Source organism: Tolypothrix sp. VBCCA 56010 (assembly GCF_050875635.1).
Taxonomy (GTDB): Bacteria; Cyanobacteriota; Cyanobacteriia; order Cyanobacteriales; family Nostocaceae; genus Hassallia.
Genome location: NZ_JBPAOH010000011.1, coordinates 39055 through 52022 on the forward strand (window position 1 = coordinate 39055; position 12968 = coordinate 52022).

Annotated in this window: 6 protein-coding genes; all 6 read right to left on the bottom strand. The window is 41.2% G+C overall.

Annotated elements, in window-relative coordinates; genetic code table 11:
• Positions 1-2: 2 nt before the first annotated feature.
• Positions 3-4904, bottom strand: a complete 4902-nt coding sequence (locus AABK37_RS05890; protein WP_432550668.1) for an aminotransferase class III-fold pyridoxal phosphate-dependent enzyme — start codon at positions 4902-4904, stop codon at positions 3-5.
• Positions 4905-5037: 133 nt separating this feature from the next.
• On the bottom strand, positions 5038-8277 hold the full coding sequence (locus AABK37_RS05895; protein WP_432550669.1) for a non-ribosomal peptide synthetase: 3240 nt from the start codon (positions 8275-8277) through the stop codon (positions 5038-5040).
• Between the two features lie 196 nt (positions 8278-8473).
• A complete protein-coding gene (locus AABK37_RS05900; protein WP_432550670.1) occupies positions 8474-9229 on the bottom strand; it encodes a class I SAM-dependent DNA methyltransferase in 756 nt (251 codons plus the stop codon).
• A gap of 123 nt (positions 9230-9352) precedes the next feature.
• Positions 9353-10372: a TauD/TfdA family dioxygenase gene (locus AABK37_RS05905; RefSeq protein ID WP_432550671.1), complete on the bottom strand. Its 1020-nt coding sequence runs from the start codon at positions 10370-10372 to the stop codon at positions 9353-9355.
• The gene (locus tag AABK37_RS05910) at positions 10359-11942 is read right to left on the bottom strand and encodes a condensation domain-containing protein (protein ID WP_432550672.1); all 1584 of its coding nucleotides are present in this window, start codon (positions 11940-11942) and stop codon (positions 10359-10361) included. The genes AABK37_RS05905 and AABK37_RS05910 overlap by 14 nt, the downstream gene beginning before the upstream one ends.
• Before the next feature lie 61 nt (positions 11943-12003).
• Positions 12004-12840, bottom strand: a complete 837-nt coding sequence (locus AABK37_RS05915) for a cupin-like domain-containing protein (protein ID WP_432550673.1) — start codon at positions 12838-12840, stop codon at positions 12004-12006.
• Between the last annotated feature and the right edge of the window lie 128 nt (positions 12841-12968).

Sequence of the window (12968 nt, forward strand, 5' to 3'; positions counted from 1 at the left end):
TACTATCGTTGACTTCTTTTCTCTCTTCGTCTTTGACCACGAGAAATACTTTTTTCAGCAGAAATTATTTCATTTTGTTCAGGGCATATAATGTTTGCAAGGGAGTTTATGGTTGGTGCTTCGTAAATGCTTTCTATAGGCATTTCAACATCTAACTTTTTGTTGAACAAAGAAATAGCCTGAAGAGCTGTTAGAGAATCACCGCCCAACTCAAAGAAGTTGTCGTGAATGTTCACCTCAAAACCAAAGAGTTCTTGCCAAATGTCAGCAATAGTTTTCTCAACCTTTTTACGGGAAGCCGCATAAGTATTCTCCAAAGCGTCAGGCATTTGCTCAACCAGGGTTTCAAACAACTCATCAGCAGACTTTGCGTTTGAAGTAACCGGGAGAGATGTAGCTAAGTTTAAATTTGATAATCCACCAGTTTGATGGGTTATCAGTTCTCCACTATTTGTTGAAATGTGTTCAGATGGTAAAAATCCCCCTTCTTGCATTTCAACTACGCTTTCCTTGACCGCCCAAATCACCTGCTCAATATCTTCATCAGTATGAGCTGTCGATAGATAAAGGGTGCGTCCTTCCCACACATAAATCCCTTTTTCAAGCAAGTGATAGAAAAGCAAATTACTAAGCTGAGTCTGGCAATTAAAACGGAAGAGAGAGCCAAAATTAACGACTCGAATCGGTACTTGCTTTTGTTCAAAGTAACTATTGAGGGTTTGGGCTAATTGTGTTGTCCGTTGATTTAACTTTTCCTGAAGTTTAGGTCCGCTGTTCTTGATATGATTGAGTGCAGCCCAGGCAACAGCCATGACGAGAGGATGCTTGAAAAAAGTACCAGCAAAAAAAGTTGTTTTCACTTGGGGATAAGACTCATCTCCATAGTTCCACATACCTCCGTCCAATGCATCCATGAAAGCAGCTTTGCCAGCCACTACCCCAATAGGTATGCCAGCAGCAACAGCTTTACCGTAGGTCGTGATATCTGCTTGAATACCCCATAAAGTCTGGATACCGCCTGGATGCATCCGAAAGCCAGTAACTACCTCATCGAAAATTAAAACAGTTCCAGTTTCTTGAGTTAATTGTCTTAGCTGAAACAGAAATTCTTTGGGCTGCAAATCTGGGCGACTACTTTGTATCGGCTCAACTAAAATCGCTGCTAAGTTATGAGCATGGTCTTTAAGAATATTCAGAGATTCGGGAGTACCATACTCCAGCACCATCACATCCTCAGCCAAGTATGATGGAATACCTGAAGTCATCGGGACAGAACGCAGCGTTCCGTCGTTGGTTGTTACTCCTTTGACTAAAACTCCGTCAGAACCACCGTGATAAGAACCAGCAAATAAAGCAATTTTTGAGCGTCCTGTCACAGAACGTGCTATACGTATGGCTCCCATTACTGCTTCTGTGCCATCATTACAAAAAGCCGTCCGTTCCGCACCTGTTAACTCGCAAATTAACTCAGCTAATTGACCGGAAAGACGCGATTGTGGACCATTTAGTATGCCTTGCTTGCTCTCCTGTTGGATCGCTTCAATAACAAAAGATGGCGAATGACCAAATAAAAGCGTACCAAACCCCATTGAAATGTCTACGTATTCATTGCCATCGACATCCCAGAGTCTAGCACCCTCTCCACGCTGTCCGTGGATTGGATATACCATCTCCTTAATAAAGGGAAAGAACCCTGATACCGCCCTGCTATTGGCATGGTAAGAACGATAAGCTTGCGTCAGTCGTTTGGATTCTTGAGTACGCTTGACATAACGTGCAATTAATGCCTCAAGATGTTTATGCTGGCGGGGACTCAACATCATCGATTCTTTCTCAGTCTGTTGAGAAGCTGCTTTGGGTGTAAAAGCAATTCTCTGGTCTTTGGGCTGTTGCTCAAACTCTGCCCTAGTAGATGTAGAGGAAAAGTTTGTAGACTGATTTACACCAAACCCAGAGGCATTGGTTGAAGTTTTAGCAATTTGCCCATTTTGATTGAGAGGAGAAGATTGGATAGCTTCGGGTAAACTTCCCTGTGATAATAAGTCTACCAGTTTAGACATCACCTGAAGATGCTGTGAAATGATCTGTTCAATAACTGTGTTTGCTACAGGTTTGTTGTCTTTTTGCTTGACTACTGGCGTATCTGGAGGTTTGATTGATGATGGTGGCTGTGAGTTGGTTGTGACATCTTTTGATTGAGACATAGAAATTTCCTTTTTAGCTGATAGATTGTCATCATTAGCTAAAATAGGCTCAATCCAGTATCTTTTTCGCTCGAAAGGATATGTTGGCAAGGGGATACGATGACGTTGTTCATGAGCATAAAATTCTGACCAATCCACATTTATTCCCTCTAGCCAAAGTCTGCCCAACGTATTTAGTAAAAACGCCACATCTGATTGTTGGTTCTGTGGATGTCTTAGTGAAGAAAGAACTATCTGCTCAGAGCAGGATTGCTTGTTAACTAAGGTACTTAATGTCCGCCCCGGACCGACTTCTAAAAGAATTTGTTCTGGCTGTTGCAGCAATTCGGCAACCCCCTCGCTAAAGCGTACCGTTTGCCGTAAATGCCTTGCCCAATATTTCGGGTCTGTTGCTTGTGCTGCGGTTATCCAAGTACCAGTGACGTTAGATACAAAAGGAATTTTTGGAGCATTGAGGCTAATTTTGCTCACCTGTTCTTGGAATGGCTCTAGAATTGAGTCCATCATTTGGGAATGAAAAGCATGGGAAGTATGCAGACGGCGACAGTCCACACCTTGCTCGGTCAATCGGTTTTGTAAGTCATCAACTGCTTCTTCCACTCCAGAAACCACGCAGAGATTTGGTCCGTTGATTGCAGCTAGAGAGAGTTTCTCGCATAGCAGGGGTTGAATTTCTTTCTCGGATAGTGGTATTGCTAGCATTGTCCCTGAAGAAAGTTGCTGCATCAATCGCCCGCGAGTAGCTACCAGCACCAATGCCTCTTCTAAGGAGAACACACCAGCAATGCAGGCTGCGACATATTCCCCAATGCTGTGACCAATCATTGCAGAAGGACGTATGCCCCAAGCTATCCACAACTGAGCTAGAGCGTACTCAACCACAAACAGCGCTGGCTGGGTAATATGAGTTTGTTGTAGTTGCTGTGCTGCGGCTTTTGTCTGTTCCTCATGGGGATACAGTAATGTACGCAGGTCTAACCCCAGGTAAGATTTGAGAAGTTCACAACAGTCATCAATCTGTTTGTGGAAAATTGTCTCAGTTTGGTATAACTCGCGACCCATGTCCGCATACTGGGCACCCTGTCCGGGAAACATAAATACAACTTCTCGTCCAGAGGGTTCAGTGAATTTGGTGAAAACCCGTTGCGGATCTGGGGGTTCTAGGACTTTTACCGCATCGTCAAGATTCTGGCAAACTACTATCCGGCGATGCTCAAAAGCTCGACGACCCACACACTGGGTGTAAGCGACATCAGCGAGGTTAAGATCAAGATGCTGCTTAAGATGCTGAACTAAATTTGTAGTGGCAGTCTCTAGTGCTGATACCGTTTTGGCGGAGAGTACTAATAACTGCCAAGGACAAGAAGAAAAAGAGGGTTCGGCAACTGGGGCTTCTTCAAGAACGACATGGGCATTGGTTCCACCGATACCAAAGGAACTGACTCCTGCATAGCGGGGGGTTCCATTCGTTTTCCATTCTGAAAGCGTGGAATTGACGTAGAAGGGACTGTTGGCAAAGTCAATCCGGGGATTAGGCTGCTTAAAGTGCAAGCTGGATGGTATCTGTTTGTGTTTAAGTGCGAGAACGGTCTTGATTAGACCTGAAACACCAGCCGCAGCATCTAAATGTCCGATATTGGTTTTTACCGAAGCGATGCCACAAAAGTTCTTTTTATCTGTGGTGCGAAAAGCTTGTGTCAGTGCTGCAATTTCAATCGGATCTCCTAAAACTGTTCCCGTGCCGTGAGTCTCTACATAGCTGACCATCTCAGGAGAAATTCTCGCCATTGCAAGCGCTTCAGATATTACTTTCGCTTGACCATCTATACTGGGAGCTGTATAGCCAACTTTTAACGATCCGTCGTTATTAATAGCTGAACCCTTAATTATAGCATGAATATAATCTCTATCTGCTAGAGCATCTTCTAACCGCTTTAGAACTACAATACCTACACCGTTGCCGCTAATAGTTCCTTGTGCTTTGGCATCAAAAGCACGGCAATGTCCATCAGGAGACATAATTCCCCCTTTTTGATAGCGATAACCCGCTTTGTGTGGCACTTGGATCGAAACCCCACCGGCTAGAGCGATGTCACTTTCGCCGTTAAGCAAGCTTTGGCAAGCTAAATGAACGGCAACTAATGAAGTCGAGCAAGCAGTTTGGACATTAATGCTTGGTCCTTTTAAATTCAATTTATATGAGACATAGGTAGGCAGAAAATCTTGACTATTTCCAATCGAAGTTCGGTAACTGCCCACTGATTCTATAAGTTCGGGGGCTGTATAAATTTTTGATAAAAAGTATGTATTTAAACTGACACCAGCGTAAACACCAATCCGACCTGCATATGTTTGGGAGTCGTACCCCGCTCCTTCAAGAGCTTCCCAAGCACACTCCAGGAATAAACGGTGTTGCGGGTCAGTAATTTGAGCTTCTTTCGGAGAAAAGTCAAAGAATGAAGCGTCAAATAATTCAATATCTTCTAATACAGCTCCTGCTTTTACATACTGAGGTTGACTCAACCTAGCTGGGTCAATTCCAGAAGACAAAAGTTCTTGATCACTGAAAAAAGAAATTGACTCTACACCATCTCGTAGATTCTGCCAAAACTGTTCAATATTTTTCGCTCCAGGAAAACGACCAGTCATGCCAACGATCGCTATTTCATCGGGGCAATCAAATGCATCTGAGTTATTCATCAAAGCCTCCTCTATAGGAGCATCCCAATTTTGCAAAAATACCAGGACTTACCCAAAAACTCTTTATAACCCTCTTATCTTTGCGCTCTTTGCGTCCTTTGCGGTTCATTATTTCATTCTCCTGTTCTTCCTGCTACTGATTTGTTTCCCGATGTTTTTGTCTGAGTTGTCTTTGTTGCTTCTTTGATTCTCTACGAGTTTCAACTAACTCATGGCTTGGTTGAAAAGAAGTCTTTTCTTCTAATTGTTGACTGAAATGTTTCGCCAACGTGCTAATAGTTGGATATTGAAACATTTCAACAATTGGTATATCTCTGTTAAGACTTTGATACAGTTTGCTATGTACCTGAACCATCAGTAATGAATGACCGCCGAGATCGAAGAAATTATGATGAATGCCTACTTTTTCGACATGAAGCACCTCTTGCCAAATTGTTGCAATAGTGTGTTCAAGTTCGGTCTGGGGAGCGACAAAGTTTTCTTCCAGATTAAGCTGTGGCTCGTCAGGTAGCACCCGACGATTTATTTTGCCGTTGGGCAACAGTGGCATTTCCTTCAGCAGAACAAAGGCTGACGGTATCATATATTCAGGCAGCTTATCTAACAAATAGCGGCGAAGTTCGCTTTGGAGAGAAGCTGGCTGCTGGTTGGCAACTAGATATGCCACGAGACGCATATCTTTAAGTTCATCCTTCTGGGCTATAACTACAACCTCCCGCACCTGTGGATGTTGACTCACTACCGCCTCAATCTCTCCCAGTTCAATGCGATAACCCCGGATTTTAACCTGTTGGTCAAGCCTTCCAAGAAATTCAATGTTCCCATCGCTCAGATAACAAGCTAAATCTCCCGTTTTGTACATTAGCATTCCTGGGCGATCGCCAAAGCAATTAGGAATAAACTTTTCGCTAGTTAGAGCAGGCTGATTGAGATAACCTCTAGCTAAACCATCACCACTGATATAGACTTCACCAATAACGCCGATAGGAACAGGACGCAAATGAGAGTCAAGTATATATATTTGCGTATTACTAATCGGGGAACCAATCGAGACTTGCTTTCTAGTTTGTTGAGAGCCGCAATGATATACACTACTCCATACTGTTCCTTCTGTTGGTCCATACTCATTAAACAGAGATGTTTCTGACAGCAACTGGTAGTGATGTTGCACCAACTCTGTTAAACAATGCTCTCCTGCAACAATCACGGTACAAAGTGATGTTAACTGTTCGGGTTTTGCCGACTGCAAGAGGAGAGCATACAGAGAAGGAAGACTTAATAGATGGGAGACGTGATTTTGAGCGATTAACTCTAAGAGTTTTGGTATCTCCAGTTGTAAACCTTCTTGGGGAAGACAAAGAGTTCCTCCAGAGCAAAGTGTCCAAAAAATACCCGCAACCGAACTATCAAAAGCAAACGAAGAAAGCAATAAAAAGCTGGTAACTGTTTCTTGGTAGTAAGTAATACGAGCAGTTGTTGAATGAACTAAATTTCGATGTGCAATCTGTACTCCCTTAGGTTTGCCTGTAGAACCGGAGGTGTAGATGACGTAAGCCAAGTTTTCAGCACACGTTTTCAAAGCGGGATTTTCGTCACTCTCTTGAGCAATAATTTCCCAAGCTGTGTCCAAGCAAATCGTTTGGGCGTTGTGAGCAGGTAAACTTTCCTTTAGTTGCTGCTGAGTTAATAATACTGGTGTTTGGGTATCTTTTAATATGAAGGCTAAACGCTCTTTAGGGTAAGCTGGGTCAAGTGGTACATAAGCTCCCCCAGCTTTGAGAATGCCCAGGATACCAACAATCATTTCCAGCGTTCGTTCAACACAAATTCCCACCAGTACGTCTGGTTTAACTCCTTGCCGTTGTAGGTAGTGAGCTATTTTGTTGGCACGAGCATTTAGCTCACGGTAGGTGAGTTTTTCATCAGAAAATGTAACCGCAATATTGTTTGGTGTACGTTCTGCTTGTTCTTCAAATAAGCGGTGAATACACTTGTCTTGTGGGTAGTCAGCTTGTGTTTGATTGAACTCGACGAGAAGTTGATGGAGGTGGCGATCGCTTAAAATTTCTAATTCACTAATCGCAGCTTCTGGATGATTTACGGCACTTTCTACTAACTTGTGAAATTGCTCTGCTAAACCTTCAATATCCTTTGTATAAAATAAGTTGGAATCATAATGAAATTCTGTACTTAGGAAATCATCTTTTTGCCGACAAAAGAGCTTTATTTTGAAACGCTCAATGCAGGTGTAACGCTTGTAAATTGAAAATATTATACTATCTGCAAAATACTTTGTATCTTCTGACTCAAAATCAAAGCAAAAAGGTAAAAAAGGCAAATTCTCTGATTTTGTATCTGATGATATTTGTTCCCAAGTAAAACTCTCTTGCCATTTGTAGATAGATTCTACAGATTCATTAATTTCCTGTATAATTTGACGAAATCGTAAATTTTCTTGTAAATCACAATGAAGTGGTAAGTATTTAGTAAACAGCCCTAATGCTTTTTTTAGTTCATCATATTTCCTGCCATCAACAGCTTTGCCAACTATCATCTCGGATTGTCCAATAAGCCGCCAAAGCAGAATCAACCAGCAAGTTAAATAAAATATAGAAGCAGATGTATTATACTTATGGGCTAATACTTCAATTTTTTCTATTAGTTCAGGTGCAATTATTGAACTTACTAACTTAGGTTCAAATTTTTGTTTTTCCGAAAGAGAGTTTTCAAAAGGAAGTTGGAACTTTCTCAAATCAGAAAAGTCTTGCTTGCCCCAATACTTTCTTCCTACTGCCGTTTCTTCTGCCTCAAGTATTTGATTTTGCCATTCCGAAAAATCTGCGTATTGTAGTGGTTCTTCAGATAGTTCATCTGGTGATTGCTTGGAATAAAAAATAGCAATTTCTTGTACCAGATTATTCAGAGTTGCATTATCTGCGCTCATAGCAGGCAAATTAATAAACAACAGATGTTTCTCTGGCGATAAAGTTATAAGGGATGTCTGTAAAATTGAATTTTGCTCATAGTCAAAAGCCAACTGATTAAATTGCTGAAATATTGCCTCAATCTTACCTTCTTGTTGTTGAGGATTCAAACTACTAAGATTGTGCTTTGTGTCTAATTTTAACTTGCGGTTTGTAATTACCTGTACTGGAAGAGTCATCCCAGGCAGACAAGGAAAACAGGTACGGAGTATCTCATGGCGATCGACAATATCTTGTAATGCCAATTCTAAATTATTGATATCGACATGACCTTCAATTAAAATTGCACAATTACTACGATAAGCTTGACTTTGATCAATTTGTTGCAGTAACCATAAATGCTCTTGCTGAGGTGAAAGTTGAAACCCCTCCATACTTTCTGCTTGCATGTTTATACCTTTATATTTTTCAGTTTCATTCCTGGCAAGTGTACGTTAAAATTGTTATTTTTTAATTAGCCAACTTTTGAATTAGTGAACTTAACCAAGCCAAGATTGTGATAATTTTTTTGGCGAGATAAAACACAAAAGACTAATGTTCAATGCCACTCTTCCTAGCTCCAAGTTATCTTCAGCTTTTTAAGGCTTAGGTATTTAGCCGTTTACGACAAACACAATAGATATAGCCAGCCTCTCCCGGTATTCCCAAATCCCGTTCTGAATCATAAATGTTAACTTCCGCGAAGCCCACATTTTCCAAAGCAGACTGAATTTCGCTGGTAGAATAACATTTCTCTAGTAGAGTAGTATCTGAACGCTGCCAGTTTCCTTCTACCAAATTGAATATAGTTAGTTGGCGTCGGTTTATTTTGTCTTCTGGATCATATCTCTGTAGCTCCGCATAGGCATACTCGTCTTTGACATCGCCAGAAAGGTAAGCTTGCACATACTTCTGATACGCTTCTTCTGTATCCAAGTTAAAGACGAACAGACCATTTTCCACAAGTGCTGTATGTACGTTACGAAAGACCCACCTTAATTCCTCAAGGCTCATAACATAGTTAAGGACAGCATTTGTAGAAACAACTGCATCAAAGATAGACAGGAATTCAAAGTAGCGTGCGTCAGCAACAAGAAATTTACCACCCGGTGCATTCTCGCGAGCAAAGTGCAACATTTCCTCAGATCCATCAAGTCCTGTGACTTTATACCCTTTTATTAGCAGATGTTGTGCCAGTTGTCCGGTACCACAACCGAGGTCGAGAATATGCGCTTCTTCCGGTAGATGTGATAGCAACAATTTTTCCACCTGCGGTAGTGTTGGATTAACGATTTCTGGAGCCTGTTTGTTATATAGCCAAGCTTGAGAATTATAGGCTGAGTAAAGAGTTTTTGAAGACATCGAATATTTCTCCTATATCTACATAAATTTATGAAATTCAGCCCTGAACAACAGGTATAAAAAAATGAACTTTAATAGAATTTTTTTCTACATGTCTATTGCTTTATGTTGGTTATGTCAATGCTAGGGACTATATGGTTGAGCCATTCCTACTAAAATTTTTCTGGGAGGGACAAATGGCTTGCGGGCATGTATTGATAACATATTGTCCAACATCAATACATCTCCTTTTTGCCAGGAAAAGGTGACCATTTCCTGTTGATAAGCTTCTCTCAGATGAGCTAACACTGATGGCTCTATTGGGGAACCATCTCCGTAATATGTATTAGTTGGTAAGTCTTCTTCTTTAAGATTTGTCAACAATGAATCGCGGACTGTTGGTTCCAATGTGGAAACGTGGAAAAAAGTCGCGTGGTTGAACCAGACCATTTCACCCGTTTGAGGATGTTTGATAACAGCGGGTCCAACTTGTCGAGTTCTTAAGCGATCGCCTTGTTTCCATTCAACCTCAATTCCGTTGCTTTGGCAATACTCCTTTACTTTTGTTTTGTCTGTTGTTTGAAATACAGTTTGCCAAGGAAGACCAAATCCATCGCCAAAGTTACGCATATACATCACTTTCTTTTCGATAAAGCGATCGCGAATCTTAGGATCAATACGCTCAAACACTTTTCGACAACTACCAATTGGAGTTTCTCCTCCCGACTGCGCCGGAGTCAAACAAAAGAAGAATATTTTCAATGGAAAAGTAGGAGAGTAAGCGTGTTCATTGTGAGGAAAGATACTTTGTTCAGCAGGGTAGTCAGTTGAAGTGTAAATTCTACCACCTACTTGAGTTCGTGGAGATGCCCGATAACGATACTCCATTGCTTCTCCACAAATAGCTGCGATGATTTGCTCTAATTCTTCGACTGATTTGACTTTGAAATCTCGAAAAAGTATAGCTCCATATTCTAATAATTCGGCTTTCAAAAATTCCCGATTGTTCTCAGCCCAGTTTTGCAGATTCACACCTTTTATGCTAGGTTTTATCACCAAAGGAAAGTTGGTTCCTGGCTGGAGAAACTCTGTTTTTATTAAGTTTTCTTGGGATATGTTGACAGCTTTGCGTCTTGCAGAAGCTAAAGATTCAATTTTTGTCATAATTTGTATTTCCTTCTGCTTGCGGTTTGCTATTAGCTCTACGTTTAATGTTTCTTAATTTTTTCTGTATAGTGCTTTGATAGGCTTCTTCTTTGGTGAGATTCTGCTGCTTATCTGCTTCACAGAGAAATGCTTTTAGCTCATTTAATTTGGCTTGTGGATGTGTCGCAATCTTGCCTAAAAGTGCTTCAAAATTTCTCGACATCTGGACAATACTGGCAGTGTCAAATAGGTCTGTATTATATTCCCATACACCAAATAGTCCTTGCTCTGTCTCGTTTAACTCCAGGAGCAAGTCAAACTGCACTGTTTTATTTTCGACCTTCAGGGAGCTTATAGTCAGACCCGGAAGCTCCAAAGAGGGGGTTTGGGTATTTTCCAAAACTAGCTTGACCTGAAACAAGGGTGAGCGGTTCAACTCCCGTTTCGGATTAAGAACATCTACCAGCTTGTCAAAAGGCAAATCTTGGTGAGCATAAGCTTCCAGAGTCATTTCACGGACTCGTTCTAATAACTCTAGAAAAGTCGGATTTCCTGACAAATCTATACGCAACACTAGTTGGTTGACAAAGAACCCGATCAATTCCTTGGTCTCGGCTTGGTTGCGGTTGGCGATATCAGTACCCACGACGATATCTTCTTGCCCTGTATACCAGAAAAGCAAAGTTTGAAACGCTGCAAGCAGTATCATAAATAGCGTAATGCCTTGGCGTTGATTGAGAGCTTTAAGCTTTTCGGATAAGGTTTTGGGTAACGCCAGAGATTCTCTTGCTCCTGAAAAAGTCTGGATTGTTGGTCGGGGGCGATCGCTGGAGAGTTCCAGTACAGGTAGTTTACCACCCAGTTGTTGCTTCCAGTAAGCAAGTTGAGTTTCTAGTTGCTCTTTTTGTAACCATTGTCGCTGCCAAACGGCAAAGTCTGCATACTGGATGGATAGTTTAGGAAGCGGTGAGGGTTTTCCCAGAGAAAAGGCTTCGTAAAGGGCTGCGATCTCACAAATAAGCACGCCTATTGACCAGCCATCAGAGATAATGTGATGCATTGTTAACACTAACGCATGATCTGTCTCGGTTTGCCGCAATAGAGTAACTCGGAGTAAGGGACCTTTGGCTAAGTTGAAGGAGTGTTGAGCTTCTTCATGAGCCAGTCGCAGAACCTCAGCTTCCCTCTTGTCTTTGGGAAGTTCTTGCAAATCTACCAGTAGTAGTCTGAAGGTAGGGGTCGGAGCAATAACTTGTATCGATTGACCATCGACTGTAGTGAATGTGGTTCTTAAGATTTCGTGACGCCTGATTACTTCGTTGAAGCTTTGCTCTAGCGCCGATACGTTCAACTGTCCTACCAGATGCATGGACTGGGAAATATTGTAGGCGCTATGACCAGGCTGCAAATGATCGAGGAACCACAAGCGCTGCTGGGCAAAGGATAGGGGGAATGAGCTGGTTTCTCGACTTTGAGGAATTATTTGCGATCGCAACAAGACCTCCCCTTTTTTGTTATGAAGCCTTTGCAGGAGAAGCTGACGTTTTCCTGGGGTAAGAGCAGCAATTTTTTGGGAAAGGTCACTCATTTACAAAAACCAATATCAAATAATAAATGTAAAAGCGCTGATTGTTTAAGAAATATAAACTTTAAATCACACCAACAGCAAGTAGAAATCTACTCAACCACGGAAACTCCAAAATTAATGGTAGAAGATAAGCTTTGATATCACCCTTCTCAAGAAAGGATTGGAACACTAATTCTGAGTTATATTCGTTCACAAAAAGATTTCCCATACCGATGCTGTTCTCCAGGTTCTTCACTTGATGCCACCAGTTCGGCGGGATATAAATAATTTCTCCTGGTTCAAGTACGACTTCCACTGGCTTTGCTTTGGCGTAGAGTGGAAACTTTTCTAAATTAGGATTGAAAACATCGACTTTTCCACCATATAATAAATCTTTTTGCTCTGGTGTAAAGAAAATAATTTTTTTCCGTCCATAAATCAGTCCCAACCAAGCAGCACAACTACTAGGGTCTTTGTGAAGACCGACCGATGTACCCTTATGACCTATAAATATTTCTGGGTTATCATATTCATATTTTTGTAAAAGTTTTCTTGGTAATTTTTGAAACCAATTAGAAAAGTAAACTGGTTCTTTGTAGTCTTCTAAAAGTTCAGGGTAATAAGAAACTACCCAATTAGCTAGATATAGACATTCGTCACTATCCTTGACACTCATATAGTCAATGTAATCAGCAATAGTCATAAAAGCCCGATCTTCATTTTTGTCGTTTTTTACGACGTGTTCAATTGAGCCGTAATGCAACTTGAAAAAATCCAAAGTCCACTTTTTCATGGCTTTCCAGTCTTGCATCACGTCAGTGATGATAACTGGTTTACCAACAGATGCGTACTCCTGCACAAACTCATCATATGAGAGATGACTGCGACGCTCAACAAAATCAATAGATGTCCATACCAATTTGCATTTGTTCTTTTGCCGCATCCTCTTGAGTAGATAAACGATTAGGCGTATGGCAACAAACAATGTAATTAAGACAAAACTCAATTTAAGAGTGTCGAAAAAAGAAAGAGATTCTATAGCCATAT

Coding starts and splice junctions, on each gene's coding strand:
- AABK37_RS05890 (WP_432550668.1), bottom strand. CDS start 4,904: ATGAATAACTCAGATGCATTTGATTGCCCCGATGAAATAGCGATCGTT.
- AABK37_RS05895 (WP_432550669.1), bottom strand. CDS start 8,277: ATGCAAGCAGAAAGTATGGAGGGGTTTCAACTTTCACCTCAGCAAGAG.
- AABK37_RS05900 (WP_432550670.1), bottom strand. CDS start 9,229: ATGTCTTCAAAAACTCTTTACTCAGCCTATAATTCTCAAGCTTGGCTA.
- AABK37_RS05905 (WP_432550671.1), bottom strand. CDS start 10,372: ATGACAAAAATTGAATCTTTAGCTTCTGCAAGACGCAAAGCTGTCAAC.
- AABK37_RS05910 (WP_432550672.1), bottom strand. CDS start 11,942: ATGAGTGACCTTTCCCAAAAAATTGCTGCTCTTACCCCAGGAAAACGT.